The 25,652-nt window shown below is 72.7% G+C and carries 25 protein-coding genes and 1 pseudogene; 14 read left to right on the plus strand and 12 right to left on the minus strand.

Going from position 1 to position 25,652, the window contains the following annotated elements:
• Window positions 1–14 precede the first annotated feature (14 nt).
• The 4 genes from BLW63_RS18560 to BLW63_RS18575 all read right to left on the minus strand — a co-directional run bounded on the left by BLW63_RS18560 (window position 15) and on the right by BLW63_RS18575 (window position 3,995).
• Window positions 15–635 carry a GPP34 family phosphoprotein gene (locus BLW63_RS18560; protein ID WP_091159513.1) on the minus strand — a complete coding sequence of 207 codons (621 nt, stop codon included), beginning with the start codon at window positions 633–635 and terminating at the stop codon, window positions 15–17.
• 18 nt (window positions 636–653) lie between these two features.
• A complete protein-coding gene (locus tag BLW63_RS18565; RefSeq protein ID WP_091159516.1) occupies window positions 654–1,250 on the minus strand; it encodes an HXXEE domain-containing protein in 597 nt (198 codons plus the stop codon).
• A gap of 122 nt (window positions 1,251–1,372) precedes the next feature.
• Window positions 1,373–3,022: an AMP-binding protein gene (locus BLW63_RS18570; RefSeq protein WP_091159518.1), complete on the minus strand. Its 1,650-nt coding sequence runs from the start codon at window positions 3,020–3,022 to the stop codon at window positions 1,373–1,375.
• A 7-nt stretch (window positions 3,023–3,029) separates the two neighbouring features.
• The gene (locus BLW63_RS18575; RefSeq protein WP_091159521.1) at window positions 3,030–3,995 is read right to left on the minus strand and encodes a cyclase family protein; all 966 of its coding nucleotides are present in this window, start codon (window positions 3,993–3,995) and stop codon (window positions 3,030–3,032) included.
• A 147-nt stretch (window positions 3,996–4,142) separates the two neighbouring features.
• Here BLW63_RS18575 and BLW63_RS18580 point away from each other — a divergent pair, with 147 nt between their 5' ends.
• On the plus strand, window positions 4,143–5,432 hold the full coding sequence (locus tag BLW63_RS18580; protein WP_091159523.1) for a hydroxyacid-oxoacid transhydrogenase: 1,290 nt from the start codon (window positions 4,143–4,145) through the stop codon (window positions 5,430–5,432).
• Here the strand turns inward: BLW63_RS18580 and BLW63_RS18585 are convergent, their stop codons facing one another.
• From BLW63_RS18585 to helR, 3 genes are all read right to left on the minus strand, one after another.
• Complete coding sequence (locus tag BLW63_RS18585; RefSeq protein WP_091159526.1) at window positions 5,433–5,849, minus strand: PaaI family thioesterase; 417 nt, start codon at window positions 5,847–5,849, stop codon at window positions 5,433–5,435. It lies immediately after the preceding gene.
• A 102-nt stretch (window positions 5,850–5,951) separates the two neighbouring features.
• Complete coding sequence (locus BLW63_RS26955; RefSeq protein ID WP_170856849.1) at window positions 5,952–6,128, minus strand: hypothetical protein; 177 nt, start codon at window positions 6,126–6,128, stop codon at window positions 5,952–5,954.
• Between the two features lie 61 nt (window positions 6,129–6,189).
• The gene (helR, locus tag BLW63_RS18590; protein ID WP_244522663.1) at window positions 6,190–8,334 is read right to left on the minus strand and encodes an RNA polymerase recycling motor ATPase HelR; all 2,145 of its coding nucleotides are present in this window, start codon (window positions 8,332–8,334) and stop codon (window positions 6,190–6,192) included.
• Between the two features lie 927 nt (window positions 8,335–9,261).
• On the opposite strand from helR, the gene BLW63_RS18595 reads away from it, so the two are divergent.
• The 4 genes from BLW63_RS18595 (at window position 9,262) to BLW63_RS29010 (ending at window position 12,797) form a co-directional block, all read left to right on the plus strand.
• Window positions 9,262–9,708: a hypothetical protein gene (locus tag BLW63_RS18595; RefSeq protein ID WP_091159531.1), complete on the plus strand. Its 447-nt coding sequence runs from the start codon at window positions 9,262–9,264 to the stop codon at window positions 9,706–9,708.
• 88 nt (window positions 9,709–9,796) lie between these two features.
• Window positions 9,797–11,155: an alpha/beta fold hydrolase gene (locus BLW63_RS28635; RefSeq protein ID WP_091159534.1), complete on the plus strand. Its 1,359-nt coding sequence runs from the start codon at window positions 9,797–9,799 to the stop codon at window positions 11,153–11,155.
• 428 nt (window positions 11,156–11,583) lie between these two features.
• Complete coding sequence (locus tag BLW63_RS18605) at window positions 11,584–12,489, plus strand: multicopper oxidase family protein (RefSeq protein WP_091159537.1); 906 nt, start codon at window positions 11,584–11,586, stop codon at window positions 12,487–12,489.
• Window positions 12,490–12,503: 14 nt separating this feature from the next.
• Window positions 12,504–12,797, plus strand: a complete 294-nt coding sequence (locus BLW63_RS29010) for a heavy metal-binding domain-containing protein (RefSeq protein ID WP_139263663.1) — start codon at window positions 12,504–12,506, stop codon at window positions 12,795–12,797.
• Window positions 12,798–13,385: 588 nt separating this feature from the next.
• Here the strand turns inward: BLW63_RS29010 and BLW63_RS18615 are convergent.
• A complete protein-coding gene (locus BLW63_RS18615) occupies window positions 13,386–14,522 on the minus strand; it encodes a macrolide family glycosyltransferase (RefSeq protein ID WP_211517175.1) in 1,137 nt (378 codons plus the stop codon).
• Between the two features lie 493 nt (window positions 14,523–15,015).
• Here BLW63_RS18615 and BLW63_RS18620 point away from each other — a divergent pair, with 493 nt between their 5' ends.
• From BLW63_RS18620 to BLW63_RS28090, 4 genes and pseudogenes are all read left to right on the plus strand, one after another.
• A complete protein-coding gene (locus BLW63_RS18620; RefSeq protein ID WP_091159542.1) occupies window positions 15,016–15,474 on the plus strand; it encodes a VOC family protein in 459 nt (152 codons plus the stop codon).
• 343 nt (window positions 15,475–15,817) lie between these two features.
• A complete protein-coding gene (locus BLW63_RS18625; RefSeq protein ID WP_244522664.1) occupies window positions 15,818–16,762 on the plus strand; it encodes a diacylglycerol/lipid kinase family protein in 945 nt (314 codons plus the stop codon).
• A gap of 485 nt (window positions 16,763–17,247) precedes the next feature.
• Window positions 17,248–17,598 (plus strand): annotated as a pseudogene (locus BLW63_RS28085) (recombinase family protein); the annotation flags it as partial.
• A 52-nt stretch (window positions 17,599–17,650) separates the two neighbouring features.
• The gene (locus BLW63_RS28090) at window positions 17,651–17,878 is read left to right on the plus strand and encodes a helix-turn-helix domain-containing protein (protein ID WP_244522665.1); all 228 of its coding nucleotides are present in this window, start codon (window positions 17,651–17,653) and stop codon (window positions 17,876–17,878) included.
• Here BLW63_RS28090 and BLW63_RS26255 read toward each other — a convergent pair.
• The 3 genes from BLW63_RS26255 to BLW63_RS18640 all read right to left on the minus strand — a co-directional run bounded on the left by BLW63_RS26255 (window position 17,839) and on the right by BLW63_RS18640 (window position 19,831).
• Entirely contained in the window at window positions 17,839–18,387 is a 549-nt protein-coding gene (locus BLW63_RS26255) for a DUF6069 family protein (RefSeq protein WP_139263665.1), read from the minus strand. The two genes, BLW63_RS28090 and BLW63_RS26255, sit on opposite strands and share 40 nt — an antisense overlap.
• Window positions 18,388–18,464: 77 nt before the next feature.
• Entirely contained in the window at window positions 18,465–19,256 is a 792-nt protein-coding gene (locus BLW63_RS18635; RefSeq protein ID WP_091159548.1) for an SRPBCC family protein, read from the minus strand.
• Complete coding sequence (locus tag BLW63_RS18640; RefSeq protein WP_091159551.1) at window positions 19,253–19,831, minus strand: winged helix-turn-helix domain-containing protein; 579 nt, start codon at window positions 19,829–19,831, stop codon at window positions 19,253–19,255. The genes BLW63_RS18635 and BLW63_RS18640 overlap by 4 nt, the downstream gene beginning before the upstream one ends.
• Window positions 19,832–20,505: 674 nt before the next feature.
• On the opposite strand from BLW63_RS18640, the gene BLW63_RS18645 reads away from it, so the two are divergent.
• The 3 genes from BLW63_RS18645 (at window position 20,506) to BLW63_RS27445 (ending at window position 23,517) form a co-directional block, all read left to right on the plus strand.
• On the plus strand, window positions 20,506–21,561 hold the full coding sequence (locus BLW63_RS18645) for a class I SAM-dependent methyltransferase (protein WP_091159553.1): 1,056 nt from the start codon (window positions 20,506–20,508) through the stop codon (window positions 21,559–21,561).
• Between the two features lie 646 nt (window positions 21,562–22,207).
• The gene (locus BLW63_RS26965) at window positions 22,208–23,023 is read left to right on the plus strand and encodes an alpha/beta fold hydrolase (protein ID WP_170856850.1); all 816 of its coding nucleotides are present in this window, start codon (window positions 22,208–22,210) and stop codon (window positions 23,021–23,023) included.
• Window positions 23,024–23,145: 122 nt separating this feature from the next.
• Entirely contained in the window at window positions 23,146–23,517 is a 372-nt protein-coding gene (locus tag BLW63_RS27445) for an O-methyltransferase (RefSeq protein WP_211517176.1), read from the plus strand.
• Here BLW63_RS27445 and BLW63_RS18660 read toward each other — a convergent pair.
• Window positions 23,499–24,296, minus strand: a complete 798-nt coding sequence (locus BLW63_RS18660; protein ID WP_211517177.1) for an alpha/beta fold hydrolase — start codon at window positions 24,294–24,296, stop codon at window positions 23,499–23,501. The genes BLW63_RS27445 and BLW63_RS18660 overlap by 19 nt on opposite strands.
• A 403-nt stretch (window positions 24,297–24,699) precedes the next feature.
• On the opposite strand from BLW63_RS18660, the gene BLW63_RS18665 reads away from it, so the two are divergent.
• Both BLW63_RS18665 and BLW63_RS18670 read left to right on the plus strand, forming a co-directional pair.
• Window positions 24,700–25,110: a VOC family protein gene (locus tag BLW63_RS18665; RefSeq protein WP_211517178.1), complete on the plus strand. Its 411-nt coding sequence runs from the start codon at window positions 24,700–24,702 to the stop codon at window positions 25,108–25,110.
• An 88-nt stretch (window positions 25,111–25,198) separates the two neighbouring features.
• The gene (locus BLW63_RS18670) at window positions 25,199–25,567 is read left to right on the plus strand and encodes a cupin domain-containing protein (protein WP_170856851.1); all 369 of its coding nucleotides are present in this window, start codon (window positions 25,199–25,201) and stop codon (window positions 25,565–25,567) included.
• Window positions 25,568–25,652: the final 85 nt, after the last annotated feature.

Below are 25,652 nucleotides of genomic sequence, written 5' to 3' on the forward strand. Positions count from 1 at the left end.
GGCCCGGCGCGCGGTCAGCCCGGCGTGCCGTCGGCGAAGCCGGCCGCGCCGTACGCGCCGCTCATGAACCTCCCGCGGGTGATCGCCCGGTCGACCTCGTCGACGACCAGGTCGACCAGCCAGCGCACCGGCCCGGTGCGCGCGAGGAGCTCCTCGTGGGCGCGTGCCCGCGGCGAGTCCAGCAGGCCGAGGGTGCCGGCGACCGCGGCGAGGGCGGCGTCCTCGGGCGTCCACCCCTGCCGCTGCGGCTGCTCGAGGGCCTGCTCGTCGGCGGCCGTGCGGTCGGCGCGCGTGTCCTCGTAGCGGGTGCCCAGCAGCTGGCGGCGCACCGTCCACGAGCCGCGCCGCACGTGCTCGGCGGCCAGGTCCTGCTGGTCGACCGGGCCGCGGCGGAGCAGGTCGGTCAGCGATTCGGCGCCCTCCGCGAGCAGCCGGTCGGCGGGTGCGAAACCGGTGGGCGGGTCGTCGAACTCCACGGCGTCCTCGGTCTCCCGCACCCGGCCGCGCAGCGCGAGGTCGACCAGCAGGGTGCCGCGCACCGCCAACGCCGTCACCAGGTCGTCGGTCAGTCGGCCCCGGTCGAGGGCGAGGGCGGCCAGCCGCATCGACACCGAGTCGTCCCAGTCGTCGTCCACGGGCGCATCCTGGTGCGGTCAGGGGTGCCGAGTCGACCTCCCCGCGACCGGCGCGGGACGGCGGCCGGGGCCGGCCCGTCGTCCGGTGAGCCGGAGCAGGCCGGACGCCGCGAGGTGCGCCCCGGGGACGAGCAGCGGCCCGAGGAGTGCCACCGCCGGGGGAGTGCGTGCCGCCGGGACCCCGGCGGCACGGAGCCTCGACCGGGCCCAGAGCACGAACGGTGCGACGACCGTGGGGGCGGTCAGCCCGCCGGGCGTGTAGCCCCGGGTGAGCACGGCGGAGGCCACGTGCGGGACGGCGTGCCACCCGAAGCCGGCGAGGGTGGCCTGGAACAGCGGGTCGGCACCGTCGGTGCGCGCGCCCCGGGCCGACGCCGCGGCGATGCACGAGCCCACCAGGCCGATGGCCACGGTCGCGTGCGGACGGGAGACCGCCGTGCGGTCCCAGACCCGCGCGGGGACCCGGGGCAGCGTGCGCTCCAGGCGCGGCCGGGCCCGGTCGGCCCAGCCGGGCATGGTGACCAGTTCCTCCGCGTCGTGCAGCGCCCACGCGAGGAGGAGCCCCCACGTCACGCCGCGCGGGAGGCGCCGGGAGGGGGCCGGGACGCGAGGCACCCGGCCATCCTCGTCCCTCTGTCGGGCCGGGTCGGTGGGACCCGGCCCGACGGCCGCCGCGGCGGTGCGCCCGGGAGCCGCGGCCGTGCGTCCTCCGCGCGATCGGCCCCGGCGGCGGCCGGTCAGGTCCCCCGCAGCTCGCGGCGGAGGATCTTGCCGGTGACGGTCTTGGGCAGCTCGTCGACGAGCGCGACGCTGCGCGGGTACTTGTAGGCCGCCATGCGCTCCTTGCAGTGGGCGATCAGCTCGTCGGGCGTCGCGCTCGCGCCGGGCACCAGGCTGACGAAGGCCTTCACCGTCTCCCCGCGCCTCTCGTCGGGGACCCCCACGACCGCCGACTCGCGGACCGCCGGGTGCTCGGCGAGCACGTCCTCGACCTCGCGCGGCCACACCTTGTAGCCCGACGCGTTGATCATGTCCTTCTTGCGGTCGACGATGAAAACCCAGCCCTCGGGGGTCATGAAGCCGACGTCGCCGCTCTTCAGCGCGCCGCCGGGCAGGTTGGCGGCGGTCTCCTCGGGCTTGCCCCAGTAGCCGGCGACCACCTGCGGCCCGTCGGCGACGATCTCGCCGACCTCGCCGAGCGGGAGGTCCTTGCCGTCGTCGTCCTGGATGCGCACCACCGTGTTGGGCGTCGGGACGCCGACCGAGAGCGCGCCGGACGCCGGGTCGACCGGCGACGGCGTGCCGAACGGCGTGACCGTCATGGGCGAGGTCGTCTCGGTCAGGCCGTAGGCGTTGTGCACCTGCTTCCCGGTGGCCTCGAGGAACCGCCGCTCCGCGGCCGGCGAGATCGGGGCGCCGCCGGAGTAGATCGACGTGAACGACGCGAAGTGGTCCCGGGTGACCCCCGGCGCGTTGAGCAGGGCGCTGAACGCGGTGATCGCGCCGATGGTGAACGCCGGCCGGTGCTCGAGGAAGGCGTCCAGGACCACCTGCGGCTCGAACCGGTAGGCCAGCACCAGCGGCGCCGGGACCAGCATGCTGACCGCGATGTGCCCGATCAGCCCGGTGATGTGGAACAGCGGGGCGATGCCGAAGATCGCGCCGTCCCGCCCGGCGTGCGTCCAGTCGCGGTAGACCTGCGCGGTGAAGACGACGTTCCGGTGGGTGTTCATGGCGCCCTTGGGCACCCCCGTCGTCCCCGAGGTGTAGGTCAGGAAGGCGACGTCGTCGGGGCCCAGCTGCACCGGCGGCGGGGTCTGCCCGCGGTGCTCGGCCAGGAACTCGCCGAGGTCCGTCGTTCCCTCGTGCCGCTGCCGGGTGACCCCGGCGAACAGCCGCTCGTCGTCCCGGGTCTGGAAGTCCAGCTCGCTGGTGGTGAGCACCAGCCGGACGCCGGTGTCGGGCACGACGTCGCGGGCGACCTGGTCGTACAACGACTCCAGGGACAGCAGCACCGTGGCCCCGGAGTCCTTGAGCAGGTAGGAGAGCTCGCGGGACCGGCTCATCGGGTTGATCGACACCATGACGCCGCCGGCCTTCCAGGTGGCGACCATCGCGACGACGAACTGCGGGACGTTCTGCAGGTAGACGGCCAGCCGGTCACCGGCGGCGAACCCGTTGGCCAGCAGGCCGGCGGCCAGGGCGTCGCTGAGCTCGTCGAGCTCCCGGCGGCCGATCACGCCGTCGAAGTACCGCAGCGCGTCGCCCGAGGGGTCCCGGGCGAGCCCCGCGCGGAACATGCTCAGGGCGTCGTCGAACTCGATCTCGTAGTCGGCCGGCTGGTCGCCGTAGAGGGCGAGCCAGGGCCGTTCGTCGTAGTCGCTCACGGCAGTCCTACTTGATGACGACGGGGTTGACGGGGGAGCCGCTGCCCTGGGCGACCTTGAGCGGGGCGGCGACGTAGAGGAAGGCGTACTGCCCGTCCTCGGCGCAGTCGGCGGCCAGCTCCTCGAGGTCGGTGATCTCGGTGAAGGTGACCCCGAGGTTGCGCATGAGCGCGTTGTGCAGGACGAGGGCGACGCCGTTGTTCGGGTCGGCGGTCACCTCGTTGGCGATGGTGTCGGTGACCAGGTTGGGGATCTCCATGTCCTGGAACCACTGCACCAACTCGGGGCTGTAGACCAGGCCGGGCTCGTTGAAGCCCTCGTAGAAGGCCTCGCCCTGCTCGAAGAACAGCTGCAGGAAGTTGGTCCGGACGACCAGGATGTCCCGCTGCTGGATCTGCACGCCCTGCGCCTCCGCGCAGGCCAGCAGGTCCTCGTGCGTGAAGGTCTCGCCCTTGTCGAGGGTGTCCTTGCCGCGGAAGCGCGCCACGTCCAGCAGGACGGCCCGGCCGACGACGCCGCGCCGGGCGATCGGCTCGACGCTGGCCTTGTCCATGCCGCCGACGGTGGTGCGCGCGTCGTAGCCGTTCCAGAGCTGCCCGCCGTACCAGACGTGGCCCAGCCCGTCGTACTGCGTCGAGCCCTGCAGGAAGGCGTTGATCTTGTCGTCGGCGTAGTGCAGGCCGCCGGGGTACTGCGGCGCGTCGGGGGAGTCCCAGGTCGACTCGTCGAGGATCTGAGTCCGCTCGGCGGGGGCTCGGCCGGGCCACACCGGGTCGCCCTTCGGGTCGCCGATGAGCCGTTGCAGGGTGAACACCTTGCCCGAGCTGACCAGCCGGACGGCGGCGAGCACCTGCTCGGGGCCCAGGTAGTTCAGGGAGCCGACCTCGTCGTCCGGACCCCACTTGCCCCAGTTCGACGGCGCGCCGGCGAGCAGGTCGTCGAGGGCGGGGGCGGTGGGGGGCGCGTCGGTCACGGTATCTCCTGGGCTGGGAAGGGAACCGCCGGGAAGCGGACGGAACGGTGCCGTGGACTATCCCGTCGGTGTGGTGCGGACCACAAGCACGTGCAACATTCGGCGCAACGCCGCGCAGCCGCACCGCCCGACCGAGAGAGGGACGTCATGACCACCGTCTCGCCCGCCCATCCGGAGTCCGTCTTCACCTACGGGGCGCCGCTGCTGAAGTTCGGGCACGGGGCCTCCGACGAGATCGGGTTCGACCTGAGCCGGTACGGCGTCGAGCGGGTGCTGGTGGTCACCGACGCCGGACTGGCGGCCACCGGCATCCCGCAGCGGGTGGCCGACCAGATGGCGCAGTTCGGCATCGAGGCGCGCGTGTACGACGGCGTGCACGTCGAGCCGACCGACCTCAGCCTCACCGCCGCGATCGAGGAGGCCCGATCGACCGGGCCGTGGGACGCCTTCGTCGCGGTCGGCGGCGGCTCCAGCATCGACACCGCCAAGGCGATCGACCTGCTGACGACCAACCCCGGCGAGCTCCTGGACTACGTCAACGTGCCGGTCGGGAAGGGGCAGGCGCCGTCGCAGCCGCTCAAGCCGCTGATCGCCGTCCCGACGACGACGGGCACCGGCTCGGAGAGCACCACGATCTGCGTCATGGACGTGATCTCGGCGCGGGTCAAGACCGGCATCAGCCACGCGATGCTGCGCCCGACCCTGGCCGTGATCGACCCGGTCCTCACCATGACCCAGCCGGCCGGGGTGACGGCCGCGTCAGGCATGGACATCCTGTGTCACGCCCTGGAGAGCTACACGGCACGCTGGTACACGACCTACGAGCACAAGACGCCGGACAAGCGGGTGCCCTACTGCGGCTCGAACCCCATCTCGGACATGTGGGCGGAGAAGTCGCTCACCCTGCTGGCCGGCTCGTTCCGGCGGGCGGTCCGGCACGGGGACGACGAGCAGGCCCGCTCGGACATGGCCATGGCGGCCACCTTCGCCGGCATGGGCTTCGGGAACGCCGGCGTCCACATCCCGCACGCCAACGCCTACCCCATCGCCGGGCAGGTGAAGGACTTCCACCCCAAGGACTACCCGGCCGGCGAGCCGATGGTCCCGCACGGGATGTCGGTGGCGCTGACCGCTCCCGAGGCCTTCCGGTTCACCTTCGAGGCCTCCCCGGAGCGGCACGTGCGGGCGGCCCAGCTGCTGGCGCCGAACGCCGGGATCCCGACCGAGGCGGTCGACTTCCTGCCCATGGTCCTGACCGACCTGATGCGCGACATCGACATCCCCAACGGCGTGGGGGCGGTCGGCTTCGGCGAGGACGACGTCCCCGACCTCGTCGAGGGCACGATGAAGCAGCAGCGGCTGCTGGCGACCTGCCCCCGCGAGGTCACCGAGGACGACATCGCCGGCATCTTCCGCCGCTCGATGTCGCTGTGGTGATCACCCGAGGCGGACGACGCTCTTCGTGACCTGGGCCGTGGCGACGAGCTCGCCGTCGACCACGGCCTCGGCGCGCATGAAGGCGACCGCGCGGCCGCGGCGCAGCACGGTGGCGGTGACGTCCACCCGCGCGTCCGCGGCCACCGGCCGCAGCAGCGACACCGTCTGGTCGTGGGTGACCGCGTGCTCGGTGTCGGACAGCCGGGGGAGCAGCGCCAGGTAGCTAGCGGTGTCGAGCAGCGTCGTCACCACGCCGCCGTGCAGCACCCCCGCCTGGTTCTGCGCCGACGCGCCGACCGGGAACCACAGGCCGGCCGCGGGGTCGGCCGGGTCACGCAGCCGCACGCCCAGGAACCGGTTGAGCGGGATGTCGAGCACGGCGCCCACCCGGGCGGCGGTCTCGGTCTCGGACGGCACGCGGCCACCTCTCCTCGGGGACCCGCCGAGCCTCGCACGCGACCCGGGCGAGCCCGACCTGGCACCCGCGTGGGCGCGGAGGCGGCTGCCCGGCGAGGTCGGTCACTTTGCGGGCGGGGGGACCGGCTCCTCCAGCCAGTTCCAGCTGTGGTGGCTGAACAACGTCTTGTTGCCCCGGGCGTCGTACACGACGAGGTGACCGGTGGCGGTGAAGCTGAAGCGGGCGTCGTTGCCGAAGCGGAGCACTTCACCGTCGGCGCGGTGGAGGTCGAAGGCCATGCCGGGAGCCTGGCACGAGAGTGGAGCCGGCCCGACCCGAGCCACCGTGGTGCGCCCCGTGTCAGGGGCTGGTGAGGACGACCAGCTGCTGGGTCGCCCGCGTCATCGCGACGTAGCGGTCGACCGCCCCCTCGACGCCCTCGCCGAACGCCTCGGGGTCGACGAGCACGACGAGGTCGAACTCGAGCCCCTTCGCCAGCTCCGGGGTCAGCGACCGGACGCGGGCGGTCCCCGGAAACGTGGGGTCGCCGATGACGCAGCCGATCCCCTCGGCGTGCGCGGCGAGCCACGTGTCGAGGACGTCGTGGAGCTCCGAGACGGGTCCGTGGACGACGGGGACGCCGGTGCTGCGGATGGAGGTCGGCACGTTGGCGTCCGGGAGCACGGCCCGGATGACCGGCTCGGCCGCCGCTATGACCTCCTCCGGCGTCCGGTAGTTGGTGCTCAGCGAGGCGAGCCGGATGTCGTCGAACCCGACCCGCTCGAGCCGTTCCCGCCACGACTCCGGAAAGCCGTGCCGGGCCTGGGCCCGGTCCCCCACGACGGTGAAGCTGCGGGAGGGGCAGCGGCGCAGCAGCACCTGCCACTCCGCGTCGGTCAGCTCCTGGGCCTCGTCCACGACGACCTGTGCGAACGGGCCGGCGAGCTGGTCACGGTCGGCGCGGGGCAGGGCGGCCTCGTCGACCAGGGCGTCCCGGAGGTCGGCGTGGCGCAGGCTCGTCATCAGCAGCAGCTCGGAGTCGTCGGCCGCGATGAGCTCGTCGATGACGCCGGCCATGCGTTCGCGTTCCCGGGCGGTGACGAGCTCCTCCCGGCGCCTCCGCCGTTCCACCCGGGGGTCGCCGAGCCGCTGCCGCGCGGCGTCCAGCAGTGGCAGGTCGGACACCGTCCAGGCCTGCGGGTCGTCGCGCTGCAGCGCCCGGACCTCCTCGGCGCCGAGCCAGGGTGCGCACCGGCGCAGGTACGCGGGGACCGACCACAGGTCCCCGACGAGATCGGTCGCCTCGAGCAGCGGCCAGGCGCGGTCGAAGGTGGCGCGCAGCTCGCCGTCCCGCAGCAGCGCGGTGCGGACCAGGTCCGCCGGGACGTCGTCGTCCTGGTGTGCGTCCACCAGGATGGTGAGCAGCTGCTCCCAGACCTGGTCGCGCGCCTCGTTGTGCGGGGTGCCGGGTTCCGCGGCCTCGAACGCCTCCGCCCAGTCGTCGGTGCTCAGCTCCACGTCGGTCCAGGGGGTCTCGACCGTCGTCCCCCGGGCCGGCGGCTCCTCGTAGAACCGGACGGCCGCCTCGATCGCCTCGACCAGGCGCGCGGACGACTTCAGGCGGGCCACCTCGGGGTCGGTCTCGACCGCCGCCGCGGCGCCCTCGGGGACGAGGTCGCGCAGCGTGCAGATCTGCACGCCCTCCTCCCCGAGGCTGGGGAGGACGTCGGAGACGTAGGCCAGGTAGGGCTGGTGCGGACCGACGAACAGCACGCCGCCCCGCCGGTGGCCGAGGCGGGGGTCGGCGTAGAGCAGGTAGGCGGTGCGGTGCAGCGCGACGACGGTCTTCCCCGTCCCCGGACCGCCGTCGACGACGAGCGCGCCGCGGGACCCCGCGCGGATGATGGCGTCCTGGTCGGCCTGGATGGTGCCGAGGACGTCGCGCATCCGCGCCGACCGGTTACCGCCCAGGCTGGCGATGAACGCGGACTGGTCGTCGAGCGCGGCGGCGTGCCCGGCGAACCCGTCCGGGTCGAACACCTCGTCCCAGTAGTCGGTGAGCCGGCCGCGGGTCCAGCGGTACCTGCGCCGGCTGGCCAGACCCATCGGGTCGGCGTGGGTCGCCCCGAAGAACGGCTCAGCCGCGGGGGAGCGCCAGTCCAGCAGCAGCCGTCGACCCGCGCCGTCCGTGAGACCGAGTCGTCCGACGTACACGGGCTCGGCACCGTCGGCGCCGACCATGTGTCCGAGGCACAGGTCCAGGCCGAAGCGGCGCAGGGCGCGCAGGCGGGCGGTCAGCCGGTGGACCTCCAGGTCGCGGTCCAGCGCCTCCTGCCCGGTGCCGCCGGGCGCCCGGCGCTCGGCGTCGAGGCGGTCGGACAGGTCGGCGACGGTCTGCTGGAGGCTCTCCGCGATGGCGGCGAAGTGCTGCTCGTCGGCGGCGATCAGCGCCGGGTCGGCCTTGTGGGCGAGGGTGTCGGGGAGGTCGAACGCGCTGGTGGTCACGGGGGTCACGTCATCGGCTCCGATCTGAGGCCGTCGGCGCCCACTGCGCTGGACGGGGCGCCCGGACCGGCGTCCCCGCACGCACGCCGCGAGGGGTCGTCTCCGCAGGTCCCGGCCTCGGCCCGACGAGTCTGCGGCAAGGCCAGGGTCTTGCCGCAAGCCCCCGGGTGCGCTATACGTTGAGGTGGCAGGGAGGTGGGACTCGCTCGTCCCACGTCTCCCGTGGGATCCCGGTGCAGCGCTCGGTCCCCGCCTCCGTGCCTCTGGAGGTCAAGAGCCGGCGGCGTCGAGCAAGGCCGTGACCGCCGCGCGTTCTGCCTCGCGACCGGCCAGCACGGCGCCGACCGCACCGGCCTCGACTGCAGCGCACCCACGATGCGCACCACCACTTCCGTGGCCGCAGCGGACGCTCGGGAGGGGGCCGGCAGCTCAGGCCAGACGGTGACCCGGACCATGACCTTCGGCACGTCTGCGTGGCGTCGGCCACGCGAACCATCCGTGCCATGACCACGCACACGCACACGCACACCCTCGCCTCCGCCGCCACGTGCCGGGCACCGACCCGGGGCACATAGACGATCCGGCTGGCGACCTGGATGCGGCTCCGTGGTCACCGGTGGCGAGAGACGGCGGAGGCGTCCGCTGTGAGCCACCTGCCTTCGTCGCGCTGCTGGTGCCGTCGTGGGCCGGGGAGATCGGCGAGTACGCCGTACTCGGTCGGACCCACCTGCCGACCGTGCCGGGGATGGTGCCGGCCGTGTTGCTCCGGCCCGTCGAGGACGTGCGCTGACACGTCGACACCCGTTGCGTCCCCGACCGGGCCATCCGGTGAGCAGACCCGGCGACATCACCGATCCGAGGACGTCCGGTCCCCGACGACCTCGACCACAGACCCGAGACCGCCCACCGCCTCAGCCGGAGTTCGTCATGACCAGCACCGCCGCTCTCCGAGCCCGCTCCGATCGCCGCAGCCTGCGCACACCAGTGGCGTGGGGCGTCGTCATCGGCGTCCTCCAGGCCGCCTCCCCGTTCGCCTTCTTCTGGCTGGACTCCGGGACCGTCTACGCCCTCGGGCTCGCCCTGTTCGCCACGGTCTACATCGGCTTCGCCGTCGCCGACGGGCGCCGACACGTCCTCGCCGTCGAGACGGCCGTCGCGTCGGCCTTCGTGGTCGTCGCCGCGGCGGCGGTGACCGGATCGGCCTGGCTGATCGTCGCCGGCCTGGCCGGCCACGGCCTCAAGGACATGTGGCAGCACCGCACCGGCTTCGTCGCCGGCACCCGCTGGTGGCCGCCGTTCTGCGCCGCCGTCGACTTCGTCGCCGCCGGACTCATCGCCGTCGCGATCACGGCCGACCTCCCCCTCCTGTCCTGAGGACCGGGCGAGACCACCGGGTCGAGCGGCGCGGCCGCCACCCAGGCTCAGCCCCAGCCGTCCACCCAACCCGACGAAGGGCCGCACGATGACCACCGCATCGACCGCCGCACCCGCCGTGCCCACCACCGGCTGCCGATCCCGCCGCGGTCCCATCCGGCGGATCATCGCCGGCTCGCTGGTGACCGGGGCGGTCCTCGCCGCCGGACTCCCCCTGATCGTGTTCGCCGGTGCACCCGAGCCCGTCATCACCGGCTCGGCACTGCTCGGCTTCGCGGCCGGCTGGGCCGTGCTGGCGGCGCTGTCGGCCCGGATGACCGACCAGCCGCAGCGGTGGGCCTGGCTTCCGGCCGCCGCCCTGGCAGTGGCCGGGCTGGGGCTGCTGGTCCTGACGCCGGACGACCGGGTGCTGACCGCCGCTGGGTGGGTGTGGCCTCCGGTGCTGCTCGCGCTCGCCGTCTGGCTGGGCGTCCGCGTCCGCCGCTCCCTGGCCGTCGGCAGCGGCCGCTGGCTGCTCTACCCGGTCGTGGCGGTCATGGCCCTCGCGGCCGTCGGCGGTGCGGTGGAGACGGTCGGGCTGGCCGCCGACCAGCGCGCCCACCCCATGCCCGGGCAGTCCTACGACGTCGGCGGCTACCGGCTGCACCTGCACTGCACCGGCTCGGGCGGCCCCACTGTCGTCCTGCAGAGCGGACTCGGCGCAACGTCCGCGAACTGGGCCCGCATCGCCCCCGTCGTTGCAGGCAGCACCCGGGTGTGCGCCTACGACCGCGCCGGGCAGGGCTGGAGCGAGGACGCGCCCTCCGAGCGGGACGGGCTGCAGGCCGCCGCCGATCTGCACATCCTGCTGCGCCGCGCCGGCGAGGACGGCCCCTACGTGCTGGTCGGGCACTCGATCGGCGGCGACCACGCGATGACCTACGCCGCCCGCTACCCCGACCAGGTGGCCGGGATGGTCCTGCTCGACGCGACCGACCCCTACCGGGCCACCGCTTCCGGTGCGGTCTCCGCCGGTCCGCCCAGCGCGGTCGCGCTGGTGCCCAGCCTCGCGCGCCTCGGCATCGGGCGGCTGCTGCCGACCTCCTTCTGGTCCGCTCTCCCGGAGCCGGCCGCGGGACAGGTGCAGGCGTTCTCCTCCAGCCCCCGCGGCGCGCGCAACACCCGCGACGAGGTCGCCACCCTGCCCGCCCTGCTGACCCAGGCCCAGGCGCTGACGAGCCTCCTCGGGGACACGCCGCTGGTGGTGGTGACGGCCGCCGGACACGACTCGGATCCGCAGCGGACGGCCGCCCAGGAGCGGATGGCCGCGCTGTCCACGAACAGCAGTCATCGTTTCGCCAACGCCACGCATGCGGGCCTGCTCGACGAGCCGGGCGGTGCGCAGCTGTCGGTGCGCGCCATCGACGACGTCGTCCAGGCCGTGCGTACCGGTTCCCCGCCGGACTGACGCAGCGGGGTCCGCCGGACCCGACGCCTGAGCTGCTGCGACACCGCCTGCTGCGGGACCGGGTCGCGACTCAGCCGGCGGGGCCGTGCCGGAGGCATCTGGACGGTCCGCCCCGACGGGGCTGGACTGGCACCCCGCCCTGGAGGCGCCATGACCACCGAGCTCATGACGACGACGCCCCACCCAGGAGACCGCGGGCCCGCTGCGCCGCTGCCCCTGGGCGGGCTCTCCCTCACCGCCCCGGCCCGCTGCGGCTGAGGACCCGCACGCTCCACGTGCTGGAGGACCTCCCGTGGACACCTTCCCCACCGACACCACCGACCTGCCGGAGGCCACCCGGCCCGAGCTGCTCGTGCTGGGCCCCGGCGACGAACTGCGGCTGCGGCCCGCTCCGGTCGCCAAGCGACGGGCGACACGACGGTGCGCGGATGCTCGGCTACAACGGCTCGATCCCCGGTCCCACGCTGAAGGTCCGGCAGGGCTCGGAGATCGTCGTGCACGTCACCAACGGCACCGACCTGGACACCACCGTGCACTGGCACGGGCTCCGCCTGGAGAACCGCTACGACGGGGTGCCGCACGAGACCCGGGCGCCGATCCCGCCGGGCGGCGAGTTCACCTACCGCATCCAGTTCCCCGACCCGGGCCTGTACTGGTACCACCCGCACATCCGCGAGGACGTCACCCAGGAGTTGGGCCTCTACGGCAGCATCCTGGTCGATCCCGCCGAGCCGGACTACTGGCCACCGGCGCACCGCGACGTGGTGCTGACCCTCGACGACCTGCTGCTCGAGGACGGCGTGATCGCCCCGTTCAGCCGCACCGAGACCAACTACGCGGCGATGGGCCGCTACGGCAACCTGATGCTCACCGGCGGCGAGACCGCCCCGGCGTTCGCCGCGAGGGCCGGCGAGGTCGTCCGGCCCTGGCTGACCAACACCGCCAACAGCCGCGTCTTCCGGGTCGGCGTGCCCGGAGCCCGGATGAAGCTCGTCGGCGGGGACAGCGGCCGGGTGGAGCGCGAGGAGTTCATCGCCGACGTGGTGCTGGCCCCGTCGGAGCGAGCGGTCGTGGACGTGCTGTTCGACCGACCGGGCGAGTTCGCGCTGGAGCATCGCACCCCGAACCGGACCTACCGGCTGGCGGCGATCACCGTCACCGGTGAGCTCGCGGAGCCGCCGCTGACCGAGCAGTTCGAGGTGCTGCGCACGGCACCGGAACTGGTGGCCGAGCGCGAGCAGCTCGACGCGTGGCTGGCCGCGCCGCCGGATGAGGTGCTCGCCATCGTCGCGGAGATGGACGACCCGGGCGCGGCCCCGGCGGCGGACCGGTGACGCACGCCTGCCCGATGCACCCCGAGGTGGTGAGCGACCAGCCGGGGCGCTGCCCGAAGTGCGGCATGAAGCTGATGACGACCGCCCCGGCCGGGGGCGCCGCCGGTCACGCCATGGGCCACGGTCACGCCATGGGCCACGGTCACGACATGGGCCACGGTCACGACATGGACCACGGTCACGACATGGACCACGGCGCGGCCGCCCGTCCCCGCGGGACACCCCAGAGATCATCATGTCGCCGCAGCCGCCCCGACCTGACTGCGCGCACCGAGACGAGGCCGGGCGCCCGCGCACCGCACCCCTGAGCTTGCGATCACCGGCACGCCGCCGGACCGGGAGCCGCGCATCGACCCGCCACGCTGACCCTGCCCCGGCCGCGGTCATGGTGTGCCGGTCCTCGCCGCGGTCAAGGTCGTTCGTGCAGTGGGGCGCTCCACCTTGACCGCGCTCCGGGCCGGCACGAACCGCAGCTGCCGGGGGCAGCAGAAATGGACCAATTGACCCGGGGCCCCTCCACAGATGGGGCGCTAAGCGTCCCTTCGGGATGGGCCTGCGGCCCACCCTTCCCCCGACCCCCTGCAGCCGGAAGAGAGCCGGTTGTTGAGAGCGGCCAGGACTGTGTGGATGGGGGCGTCGGAGACCCCCGAACCGAAGGAAGCGCCGTGCGCGCTGGTCGGGTGATCACCGCAAGGGGATCCTGCTCGGGGCGCCCTTGGTGGTCGGCCTAGCAGCTCAGTAGGGGTGGCTCACATGCGCAGGCGGTGCGCGGCCAGCTGCACGCGCTGCCAGTCGAGGGCGCAGCCGGGCGGTGCGGGGTACGGCGGGCGCATCGCACAGGTCGAGCCCGCCGCACCCCGCTGCCCTTGGACAGGTTGCGGTTCGAGCGTCGTGAGTCAGCCGGTGGCGAGGCGTTCGACGGCGTCGGCCGCGGGGCCGGACCCACCGGTGGCGCGCACCTGGTCCCGCAGCGCCCGCGCCCGGCGTGCGCAGGCGCGCGCGGCGGCGACGGCCGAGCGCAGCGCGGCCGGCTCGACGGCCGCCAACTGGACGCCCGCACCGATGCGCTCGAGGGTCTTGGCGTTCAGGAACTGGTCGACCGCCTGCGGGACGGCGACCGTCGGCACGCCGTACCAGAGGGCCTCTCCCGCGCCGCCCATGCCCGCGTGAGTGACGAACAGGTCGGCGTGCGCCAGGACGTCCATCTGCGGCTGCACCCGTGCCACCACCGCTCCCCGCGGCAGCGGGCCGAGGTCGGCCGGGTCGACCTTGCCGCTGGCGAGGACCACGCGGTGGTCCTCGCCCAGGACCTGCAGGCACAGCCGGTAGAGGTCAGGGCGATCGGTGTAGGCCGTGCCCAGGCCGACGTAGACCAGCGGCCGGTCATCACCGGATGGTGGCGCCCAGCCGGTCAGCCGCGACGGGTCGGGGCACGGTCCAGCGAAGACGTAGCGGTCGGGATCGACCCGGTCCGCGTGCGGCTGCAGCACCCGCGGCACCAGGACGACGCACGCCGACGGCCGGCCCACGAACGCCTCACCGTCGTCGGTCACCCCGTGCGCGTCGAGCCACTCCCGCAGTGCCGCGGCGAACCGCCGCCCGCTGGGGCCGGCCGCCACCGCCGCCTCGTGCTCGGCCATGTCCTCCTCGTAGCCGTCCCAGGCGACGTACGCGGGGCTCAGCTGCACGGCGGGGACGTCCCAGCGGCGCGCGGCCACGCGACCGGCATAGCCGCCGATGTCGTAGAGCACCGCATTGGGCCTGGCCTGCTCCTCCAGCAGGGGCAGCACCGCCGCCTGCTCGTCGAGGAACACGTGGCGCGCCTGCGCCACGTCCTGTGGCCAGTGCTCGTCCGCAGTGGGCAGCAGCGAGCGGTGCGCAAGGACGTCGGCGCCCGTAGGCGCAACCAGCCGGGCGAGGCGCTCCCCGACGGCATAGGTGACGCGGTGACCGCGGCGGACGAGCTCGGCGATGACGGCGAGGCCGGGGTAGACGTGGCTCGGTGCGGTGGTGCCAACCATCAGGAGGTGCACGGGACAGTCCTTCCTCAAGGGGACGCGACGCCCGGACGGGCGGCGCGGGGCACGCGGGCGCACCCCCAGGACGTCGAGCGTCGGGAGGTGCGGCCTGGGCCGGCCCTAGAGGAAGAGGAGCTGCTGCACGTAGCGAGCCTGACGCGTCGGGGTCGCGCCGAGCAACAGGGTTCTCATGACCTGGCGCCGCAGAGGTGGGAAGTCACCTCGCGGCAAGCCCCGGCACCATCACCCGCACCGAAGGCGAGGCGGTCCCGCGAGGGAGGGTTCTTGGCATCTCGCGATCGACCATGCGGATTGTGATCGGTTTGTCCGCGAGGGCCGGCTTGCAGGACGATCCGATTCACTAACGTCGGCCTGACCGCGAGGAGCCGCAGCGGGTTTGCCTTGCGGACGGCACCGAGGTGCATGACGAGCGCACCGATGAGTTGTCGTACGGCGACGGGTCTGTGCTGGCAGGACTACTCCAGAGGAGCGGATCGAGGAGTTGCACATGAACTGGACGTTGGAGGTCGTGGTCGTGCCGGTGGCCGACGTCGACCGAGCCAAGGCCTTCTACGCCGACAAGCTGGGCTTCACCCTCGACCACGACATCAGCCCTCCAGGCCCGGGCAACCGGCTCGTCCAGCTGACGCCGCCGGGCTCCGGCTGCTCGATCGTGATCGGCGAGGGTGTCGTTCCGCACATGCCTCCAGGCTCCCTCCAGGGCCTCCAGCTGGTCGTCCCGGACATCGCTGAGGCACACGCGCAGCTCGTCGAGCGCGGAGTCGAGGTCAGCGAGATCCAGGTGTTGGGCGGCGACGCGGATGCGCTGCGCCGGGGCGGGACGGCACTCGACAACGTCGGGTTCGTGTTCTTCCGCGACCCGGACGGGAACGGCTGGGGCGTGCAGCAGATCTCCGCGCGAGGGTCTGTTTCACCACCGGCAGCAGCGACGGCCGAGATCGGTTGACGACCCAGGGGATGGTGTGCCGTACGCGCATCCTCCGAGAGACACCGACGGGCTGGCTGCTCCGACCCCTTGAACGTCGCCGAGGCAGCGTCATTCTGCGGGTCGACCCGCTCCGCAGCGGCTCGTTGACGGCCGTCTGCGACGGGAAGGCGATCCATCGCTGAGGTCGTGGCGCAGCCCCGTCGTTGTCGGCAGGCCGTGGCGTGGGTGATCAGATCGCAACCCGGTTGTCGGCCTTCGGCGTGTCATCGAATGCGGCGGAGCTTCACCGTTGGCCGGCCTCACCCTCGTCGTGGTGCAGGCTGCCGGGGCAACCACCCGCGCCGGGAGGACGGAGATCGTCGTGACGGGACCTGTGCACCAGCGGTCGAAGGCGGCGCTGAACGCCGACATCCGCGCCCGGCGCCGCACCGCGCTGGTCGTCAACGTCCGGTCCCGCCGGGGACGCCGGCACTTCGCGACCGTGCACCGGCGGCTGCAGGCCACCGTGGAGCTCGTCGACGTGCACCCGGTCGCCGACCCTCGGGGCCTGCCCGAGGCGCTGGCCGCCGCGGCCGACAGCGGCGCCGACCTGGTGGTGGTGGGCGGCGGCGACGGCACGCTGAGCGAGGCCGCGCACCAGCTGGCCCACCGCGACGTCTGCCTCGGCGTGGTCCCGCTCGGCACGACCAACAACTTCGCCCGCGGCCTCGGCCTGCCGCTGCGCCTGCCCGCCGCCCTGCGCGTGCTCACCGGCGGCAAGGTCGCCGACGTCGACCTCGGCCACGTGGCCGGGCAACACTTCGCCAACCTGACCAGCCTGGGGCTGTCGGTGCAGGTCGCGCAGCACGTTCCGCACCGGCTGAAGCGGGTGCTCGGCCGGGCTGCCTACCCGCTGACCGCGCTCGCACTGCTGCCCGACCACCGGCCCTTCACCGCGCGCCTGCGCATCGGCGACGAGGTCCACGAACTCGCGACCCACCAGCTCAACATCGCTAACGGCAGCCACCACGCCGGCCGGGCGATCGCCCCCGACACCGGCCTCGACGACCGCCAGCTGGTGGTGTACCGGCTCGGCGACGCCAACCGGCTCCGGCTGAGCCTGGCGACCGTCCGCCAGACGGTCATCGGGCCCCGCCGGCCGCTGGCCCGCACCCGGTTCCTCACGGCCGGCGAGGTGTGGTTGGAGACCGACCCGCCGCTCGCGCTCGACGTCGACGGCGAAATCCGCGGACGCACGCCCGTGCGGATCGCGCTCGAGGCCAACGCGCTGCGGGTGATGGTCGGCACGGACTTCCCGGACCGCTGATCACTACTGTCCTCGCGATCACGGACCTTTCCTGGGACGAGCAGCGCCGGCTCCTTCCACGACGGGGCAGGGTGATGCGTCCGCACCGCCGCCCGCGTGGGTTTCTTGTTTCTGTGGGTCAGTGACCGCGCCGTGGCGATCGCTCGCGCCCTGCAGGCGCGGACGTGAACCGAGCAGTTCTACGACCCGCCTTACGCGGTCGTCGAGGACTCCGGCGGCTACCGAGACCCTGGGCGGCAGGGCGGAGACGCTATCCCGTCAGGGGAATCTGCTACGGCGACGTTGGGACGAGCCGGGCATCAGTCGCCGGGTCCCGTAGGGCATCCCCTTGAGGTGTCGACTTGTTCATCTGCTCGGGTGGTCGGCGTCTTGACGGCACGCCGGGAACGTCCGTGGTGATCACCGTCCCCGGGTAGCGGCCGCGGCCGTCGCCGGTGAGCCGGCGCAGTGGCGCGTCGGCGTCGGCCTGCCTGTGGAGGTGCGCCATGCCGGCGCTGCTGATCGGCTACGCCCGGGTGTCCACCGACGCCCAGGACCTCACCGCCCAACGCGACGGGCTGCTTGCCCTCGGCGTCGAGCCAAGTTGGATCTACGTCGACCACGGGCTGATCGGTACCAACCGCGAGCGCCCCGGGCTGCGCGAGGCGCTGGCCGCCTGCCGGGAGGGCGACACCCTGGTGGTGACCAAGCTGGACCGGCTGGCGCGCTCCCTGCCCGACGCCCGTGCCATCGCCGAGGAGCTCACCCGCCGTCAGGTCCGGCTGAGTCTGGGCGGGTCGGTGTACGACCCGCACGACCCGGTCGGCCGGCTGCTGTTCAACGTGCTCACCATGGTCGCCGAGTTCGAGGCCGACCTGATTTCGGCTGCGCACCCGAGAAGGTATGCGCGTGGCGAAGGCCAAGGGCAAGCTGCGCGGCAAGCAGCCCAAGCTCAACCCCCGCCAAGAGGCCCACCTCGTCAACCTCTTCCGGCAGGGCGAGCACAGCACCGCCGAGCTGGCCGACCTGTTCGGCGTCGCCCGCTCCACGGTCTACCGCGCCCTGGAACGCGACCGCGACCGCGGCCACCCGAGCGGTCACACCGTTCCGGTCCTCAGCGCGAACACAACCGGTTGAGCTCTGCAGTTGGCAAGAGTCGGGTTGTCCCGCAAGCAGGACCGCTGCGGGACAAGCCGACATCCCATCGCGAGCCTGACCGCCAGTTGCCGGAAGGGGTTGGCGGCGATGACGATGCCCACGACCGAGAAGAAGCCTCTCACCATGGCGAACCCAGCCAACGGGATCGGCCGGCCATCATGGGACACCTCGAAATCGACACCGACTGCCCGAGCAGGCGTAGCGGCGAGGGGGGTGGCCGCCGTCGCCCCGAGCGTGGCGATGCCGCCGGTGCCGACCAGCCTGCGGAATCTGTGGGGGCGGGTGGTCTGGCCCGACGCCCGGCCCGCGACGACCGCGGTGTCGTTCGTCCTGTTCATGTCGTCCTCCCTGATCGGGTCACTGGCGCACAGTGCGTGCTGACTGGCACGTGACGGGTCCTGACCGCGGCGGTCCACCGGTCGGGTCGACCAGTTGACCGCCGGTGTGTTCGGCTGCGGAGCCGGGATGCGCGACGTCCCGCGGTCCACGCGAGCCTCCGCAGCCGGAGGCCCCCCTCGCCGGCGTCCGCGGTCATGGGCTGCGGAGCCGGTTCCCGCGATGAAGATCAGGCCGGGACGGAGAGCCCCCGCAACCAGGCCTGCCAGGCCGGCTCCTCGCGCCGCACGTAGTCCGCCGCGCCGGTGGAGAACAGGTACGCCCGCACGCCCGCCGTCGCCGTGCCGTCGCCGTAGCCGTAGGTGAAGGCGTTGAGCATCCCGGGCACCGGTGCGGTGAGCCGGACCAGCGCCTGCTGCTCCCCGACGCGCTCGACGGTGCCGGACGCGCCGCGCACCTCGACGGGTGCGCCCTCCTCGCCCAGCCCGAGCGCATCGCGCAGGGTCGACCAGAGCGCCTCGGGGTCGCCGGGGTGGGAGGCGGTGACCTCGAGCTGCGTGGCCTCCTGGCCGGGGAAGTGCGACAGGTAGAGGCGCAGGTTGTCGAAGAACGGCCGCCACTGGGTGCCCATGTCGGCCCACCACTCCTGCTCCCACTCGGCACCGGTGCCGAAGCCGCTGGAGGTGACGCGCACGACACAGGTGCCGCCGGAGGTCGCCTCGACGAGGAACTCCGACGTCAGCGGGCTGAGGGCGTCCGGGTCCTTGCCCATGAGGGCGGCCCAGTCCTCCTCGTACGCGATGCGGCGCGGCGGGTCCCAGCCGGTGACCTGGCCGTCCGAGCCCATCTCCGGGCCCATGCTGAAGTGCAGGGAGCCGCCCTCGCGCTCCTCCATCTCGGTCGGCAGGAACCAGGCGCTCATGCCCTTGGCGGTGGCGATGGCCTGCCAGACCTGCTCCGGGGTGCCCGGAACCTCGACGCTGAACTCCAGGCGGTACGGGACGTTCGGGGTCGTGCTCATGCGATCTCCTCAGGAAGGGGGTGGGCCGCGACGACGAGCCGATGCGGGCGCCCGTCGTCGTGGTGGTAGCGAGCGGCCAGGTCGAGCACCGCGGCGGTGAGGTCGTCGGCGAAGGCAGCGCGGTCGGCGGCCGACCGGAAGCCGATCCGGGTGTCGATGGTCAGCGTCGGCAGGCGCTTGCCGGACGTTCCGGCTCGGCGTGCCAGGGCGCCGACCTCGCGCACCAGCCGACCGGCCAGCGCGACGAGATAGCCCGCCGACAGGTGGTCGGCGTTGGCGTCCGGGTCGGCCGCGGAAGCGCTGACGGCCGCCGGCGACACGACGTAGGACGCCGCCGACGCCTGCAGCACCCGCTCGGTGATGCCCCCGTGCCGGCGCTCCTCGGAAAGCACCGCCAGGCCGTGCGCCTCGAGCGCCTTGAGGTGGTAGTTGACCTTCTGGCGGGCGATGCCGACCCGGGCCGCGAGCCCGGCGGCGGAGGACGGGACAGCCAGCTCGCCGAGCAGCCGGGCCCGGACTGGATCTAGCGCGGCGGCGGCTGCCTCCGCGCTCTCGATGACCTCGACCTCGCGCATGACGCCACCGTTCTCTTGACAAGAAAGTCTGTCAAGGGGCTCTGTCTCCCTCGCTTCGGTGGGGCGAGGAGCTGTCGGCGAGCGGGTGGCTTGAGTGCCTGATGTCCAGGGCGAACTGTGGCGGGTTGCGAGAGCGCTTCGACGACGACCCAACCGATCTCGCGTCCAGGTTGGGCGGCCCGGCCGCGCAACAGGCGATGGCCTACGTCCAGGGCTCACTGACGACCGAGATGTCCCGCGCTCGGTAGGCGATGGCTGACCGGGACGATCCGCACGGTCGGCGGGGATACTCATTGCGGGCGTGACTCTGGACCGTGTTGAGGATTGCCACGTTCCCCTTTGTGCACTGGGAGATCCGCCAGGGCCAGGCCGACAGGCTCCGCGGTCGGGGCGGCGCCGGATGTCTGCCGGTTCCGCTGTCCGACGGAGCGTCTTCTGTCACGGGCCTCGCCTCGCCCGCACCCGGGCAGACCGTGCCTTCCCGATCGGCTACTTCCGCCTCTTGACCCCGTGAGCAACCAGCGAAACCGTCTCCTGCACCCGGACGGGGCGGTCCCTGCCAGGCGGTGCCGCCTCCAAGAAGAGGAGCCCTCCACACCCCGGGCAGGACCCACGCGGTAGCACCTCACCACCAGGGCCCGAGTGCCCCGCGGGATCCACAAGGAGGTTCTGCCATGACCCTCGACGAGAACAACCTCAACGAACTGCTCGGCCGCTTCGTCACCGACGTCGGCGGCAGCTACCACGCCTCGAACGCCGTCCTCGGTGATCGGCTGGGGCTGTACCGGGCGCTGCAGACGACCATGCCCGCCACCCCCGAGCAGGTGGCGGCCGAGGCGCGCGTCGCGGAGCGCTACGTGCGCGAGTGGCTGGCCGGCCAGGCCGCCGGTGGTTACGTCGCCTACGACCCCACCACCGGCCGCTACTCGCTCACCGAGGAGCAGGCGTTCCTCCTCGCGGACACGGCGGGGATGCAGGCGGCCTCCGCGTTTCTCTGTCCGGTCGCGGTGGCCAAGAACATCGAGCGGATCACCGAGGCGGTCCGCACCGGCGGCGGCTTCGCCTGGCACGACCACGACCCTGCGCTCTTCGAGGGCATCGAGCGATTCTTCCGCCCGGGCTACGCGATGAACCTCGTCTCCGCGTGGATCCCCGCCCTCGACGGCGTCGAGGCCAAGCTGAGCGCCGGGGCTCGGGTGGCCGATGTCGGTTGCGGGCACGGGTCCTCGACCCTGCTGCTGGGCCAGGCTTTTCCCGCCTCGCAGATCATCGGCTTCGACTACCACCCCGCGTCGATCGACGTCGCGCGCAAGCGGGCCGTCGAGGCTGGACTCGCTGATCGGGTCTCCTTCGAGGTCGCATCCGCCGCGGACTTTCCCGGCCCGGACTACGACCTGGTGACGATCTTCGACGCCCTCCACGACATGCCCGACCCCCTGAGCGCGGCCAGGCACATCCGCGAGGTCCTGAAGGAGGACGGGACCCTCCTCCTCGTGGAGCCGATGGCCGGTGACCGGATCGAGGACAACCTCAACCCGGTCGGACGGCTCTACTACGGGGCCTCCACGGTCATTTGCGTGGCGCACTCCATGTCCGCGGAACCCCGGACCGCCCTCGGCGCGCAGGCAGGTGAGGCGAAGCTGACCGAGCTCCTGCACGACGCCGGATTCGGCGCGGTCCGGCGGGCCGCGGAGACGCCCTTCAACCTCGTGCTGGAGGCCCGCATCTGACCCTGCTCGCTCAACGAGCACGGCGACACGAGGTGGCCGGCCAGGAGTCGGGCGCCAGGTAGCACCGCCCGATCCCCATCGGCGCCCTGCCGGACCGCGGCCTGGCGCGCGGTCGCCCTGGTCCGGCCGTCGCGCCTGGTCTCCGCGGATGGGCGACAGGGACCTCGCCGACCTGCTGCGGCGCCGGCTGTTCGAGCTGGGCGTGACCGCGGCGGAGGTCTCACGGCGTTCGCGGGGTGAGGCGCCGGCCGAGACCGTGCGCGGCCTGGCCCGCAGTCAGCGGTCCCTGCGCGTCGGGGATCGGTTCGCTTGGCCGCTCGCGCGCACTCCTCTCGGTCTGGCCTCAGTCCCGCGTCGGTGCGGCGTCGAGGTCGTCGAAGGGCGGTGCCACGCTGGTCATCGCCGGAAGCTCGAGCCCTCCCGGGCTTGGTTCGGTCGCCCGCATCCTGGCCGCCGCGCTGCCCGACGCCCGGTTCGTCGAGCCCGACGGCAGCGGCCACGTCACCCATCTCGAGATGTCCGACGAGTTCGCCGCGACCGTCGCGACTTTCCCAGCCGAAATCCAGATCGATCGACACACCGCGAGCACCAGGGCGCAGCGGTCCCCGAGTCATCTGGTGACAGCACCCCCGAGGAGGTAATCACGATGACAGGCACACGAGAGGCGGTCCTGACCCGGGTGAGCTCGGTCGATGGCACCGAGATCGCCTGCTGGACCACCGGCGACGGGCCACCGCTGGTGCTGGTACACGGGACCACGGCCGATCACACCAGGTGGGCGCCGGTCCTGCCGCACCTGGAGCCGCACTTCACCGTGCACGCCATCGACCGGCGCGGTCGCGGCGCGAGCGGGGACGCCGCCGACTACACCGTGGAACGGGAGTACGACGACGTGGCGGCGGTGGTCGACGCGGTCGCCGCGCAAGCGGGCGCGGCGGTGGACCTGCTCGGTCACTCCTTCGGCGGAGTGTGCGCCTTCGGCGCGGCGACTCGCACCTCGCACCTGCGCCGGCTGGTGCTCTACGAGGGATGGCCGACGCCGCATCCGGAGGCGCTGGCACTGCCCGCCGACGTCAAGCAGCGGATGGACGCGCTGCTCGCCGCGGGTGATCGAGAGGGTGTCCTGGAGGTGTTCTTCCGGGAGGTCGTGCAGATGCCCGAGGCCGACTTCGCCATCTACCGTGCGCTCCCGGCGTGGCGGGCCCGCATCCGTGCGGCGCACACGATCGCCCGGGAGACACCACGGCGCTTCCAGCCGGAACTGGCGGCACGGATCACGGTGCCGGTGCTCATGCTGGTCGGCGGAGACAGTCCCGAAGAGCTCCAGGGCGACTACGAAACAGTGGCGGCGGCGCTTCCCGACGCCCGGGTCAGCATCCTGGAGGGCCAACAGCACATCGCGATCGACCTGGTCCCGGAAGAATTCGCGCAGCGAGTGACGGACTTCCTGCGTCCCGCCTGAGCTGACGCCCCGAGCTGCGTGACCTCGAGAGGCGATCGTCAACGTGCCCCACCCCACCCCGCCCCGCTGCCGCAGACGGGACGTGGACAGACCAGGTGGAGCGGCGGCTGTACCCAGCTGGTGTGCCGATCGCCGAACGGCTAGGCGGTGTGATCGTCGCCGACAACGTCGTACGTCACGCAGCCGTCGCCGACGTCAACAGTCGTGACGAGCAGGTGCAAGGGGTACGCACTTTCCGCGACATGGTCACCGACGACCCTCGCCTGGGCGCCACCGGGGTACAGACCGTCGGTTCAAAGGGCTGGGACTCTTCGCCATCGCGCTCCGCTCGTGCACCGACCCTTCAACGGTCCGCCACGGCCCGCCGCCTGAGCGCCGCCGACTGCCGTCGAGGGATCTTCCATCGTGAAGACCTGCAGTCTCGGAAGAGCCAACCGGATCTGCCGATGACACTGGTAGCGGTCGAGTGCGGCGATCAGGCCGGATCAGGTTGAGCCAATGGGGTCCGTTGAACCGAGCGCAGGAAGCGGCGCAGCTCGCGCGTGACATCGTCCGGAGCCTCCACCGGGCTGACGTGACCCGGTCCGGTGAGGACGACGAGTTCGGACTCGCGCACCGCGGCGTGCATCGCCTCGCCGACCGCGATGGGAGCGCGTACGTCGTGGTCGGCGTAGAGCAGGAGCGTCGGTACGCCAACGTCGGCCAACACGTGGCTCTGGTCCTCGACGCTCGCACGGGCCATTGCCCGAAAGCCGCCCGGACGGAATGTTCGGACGCTGTCGACGAACTTTGCCACGATTTCGCCTTTGGCTGACGGCGAGAACATCGACGGCACCATTGCGGCTACGAACTGGTCGGGCTGGAGTCTCGACGCCTGCAGGGACCGTGCCAGCCGCCGGTGCGCTTCTTCGGCGCCCAACGAGCCCAACCAACCGGCGTACCCACTCACGAGCACGACCGACGACACGAGGCCGCGGTGCCGGTGACACGTTGCCAGCACCAGCGCCCCACCGAAGGAGAGTCCGACCAGGCTGGTTCGCTCGATCCTCAGAGCCCGGAGGAACGCAGCGAAGCAGTCGACGTAGTCACCCATGCCGAAACCCTCCGGTGGGTCCGAGGACTCTCCTGCACCGGGTGCGTCCCAGGCGATCACGGTGAACTCGTCGGCGAGCGCCTCGATCTGGCTGCCCCATGTCGAGCGGGCATCGCCGACGAAGCCGTGCGCCAGCGCCACTGGCGGCCCGGTCCCGGCGCGCTCGTAGGCGATACTCAACCCGCCAACCTCGACGTGCACTTTCCGGGACTAGCGGTGCACCACTCTGGTGTAACTCGACTCGGATGTGTTGCATCCGAAGCGGTTGAGAGATCGAACTCAAGTCGTTCCGATGGGGAACCTCCTGCGACGCAGCCGAGGCCATGAACCCGGAGCCGATCGGCGTCCCGCAGGGGATCCCTGAGTGGGCACGGATTCCCATCGACAACATGCAGGATGGGTGGAGCCGGGCCTCTGGTGCGCGACCGACCGCAGGTGTGCGCGGTGCGCCTCGAACGCTCGGCCAGCAGCAGCTCTGCTCGTGCCGAGGCCTCGCTCACAGGTCACATCCTCCCGTCGCGGTCCGTCAGTGCTGTGACGGCGCCGCCCGCGGCGATGTGACAGGCAGCAGAGGAGAACCGCCGTGAATGCTCGAACGCAGATCCCCGCCACGCTCGAGGGGGTCGGCAGCGTCCGCTACCTGGTCGACGACGTCGACACCGCCGTCGCCTTCTACGCCCGCCAGCTCGGCTTCGCCCTGCGAGCCGACGCCCGGCCGGCCTTCGCCGAGCTTGTGCGCGGCCCGCTGCGGCTCCTCCTCAGCGGCCCGGCCAGCACGGCTGGGCGGCCCATGCCCGACGGCCGCACGCCCGTGCCGGGCGGCTGGAACCGCATGCACCTCGTCGTAGACGACCTCGACGCCGAGGTGAGCCGGCTGCGCGCCGCCAGTGTCACCTTCCGCAACGACGTCGTCAGCGGCCCCGGAGGGCGGCAGGTCCTCATCGAGGACCCCTGCGGCAACCCCGTCGAGCTCTTCCAACCCGCCGGCGCCTGACCGCGCCCCAGTCGACACCGAGAGGGAAGCCATGCCCCCCGATCTACGCAGCACTGTCCTGCTGCGCAGCGAGGACAGCAGTGGCCACGTGTCCGTGGTGGAGAACATCGTCCCGGCGCGCAGCGCGGGACCTCCGCTGCACAGGCACGACTTCGACGAAGCCTTCTACATACTCGAAGGCGAGCTCGTCTTCCGCATCGGCGACGCGCTCCTCGCCTGCACTGGCGGACAGCTGGCCTTCGCCCCGCGCGGTGCCGCGCACGCGCTCGTCAACCGCCGCGATGCCCCGGCGCGGTACCTGCTCGTGTGCACCCCTGCTGGCTTCGAGCGCCAGTTCGCCCGGATGGCCGCGCAGGCGCACGGCACCGAGCCGCCACCCTGGGCGCTGCAGCCGATTCCCGAGGTCGTGCTACTCGGCGCCTCCATCCTGCGGGAGATTCTCGACCGCGTGGAGTGACGTGCCCGGGCGCGATCCGTCGGTGAAGGGCCGGAGCTGGGACACGGCGTGCCGTGGACCTACAGAGTGCTGTACCGGCGAGTAC

It is taken from the genome of Geodermatophilus africanus (assembly GCF_900107105.1).
GTDB lineage: Bacteria > Actinomycetota > Actinomycetes > Mycobacteriales > Geodermatophilaceae > Geodermatophilus > Geodermatophilus africanus.

Excerpts from the sequence above, each read along its gene's own strand:
- BLW63_RS18595 (WP_091159531.1), top strand. The coding sequence starts at position 9,262 with ATGACCAGCACCGCCGCTCTCCGAGCCCGCTCCGATCGCCGCAGCCTG.
- BLW63_RS18640 (WP_091159551.1), bottom strand. The coding sequence starts at position 19,831 with ATGCGCGAGGTCGAGGTCATCGAGAGCGCGGAGGCAGCCGCCGCCGCG.
- BLW63_RS18580 (WP_091159523.1), top strand. The coding sequence starts at position 4,143 with ATGACCACCGTCTCGCCCGCCCATCCGGAGTCCGTCTTCACCTACGGG.
- BLW63_RS18620 (WP_091159542.1), top strand. The coding sequence starts at position 15,016 with ATGAACTGGACGTTGGAGGTCGTGGTCGTGCCGGTGGCCGACGTCGAC.
- BLW63_RS18605 (WP_091159537.1), top strand. The coding sequence starts at position 11,584 with ATGCTCGGCTACAACGGCTCGATCCCCGGTCCCACGCTGAAGGTCCGG.
- BLW63_RS26965 (WP_170856850.1), top strand. The coding sequence starts at position 22,208 with ATGACAGGCACACGAGAGGCGGTCCTGACCCGGGTGAGCTCGGTCGAT.
- BLW63_RS18635 (WP_091159548.1), bottom strand. The coding sequence starts at position 19,256 with ATGAGCACGACCCCGAACGTCCCGTACCGCCTGGAGTTCAGCGTCGAG.
- BLW63_RS18645 (WP_091159553.1), top strand. The coding sequence starts at position 20,506 with ATGACCCTCGACGAGAACAACCTCAACGAACTGCTCGGCCGCTTCGTC.
- BLW63_RS29010 (WP_139263663.1), top strand. The coding sequence starts at position 12,504 with ATGCACCCCGAGGTGGTGAGCGACCAGCCGGGGCGCTGCCCGAAGTGC.
- BLW63_RS26955 (WP_170856849.1), bottom strand. The coding sequence starts at position 6,128 with ATGGCCTTCGACCTCCACCGCGCCGACGGTGAAGTGCTCCGCTTCGGC.
- BLW63_RS28635 (WP_091159534.1), top strand. The coding sequence starts at position 9,797 with ATGACCACCGCATCGACCGCCGCACCCGCCGTGCCCACCACCGGCTGC.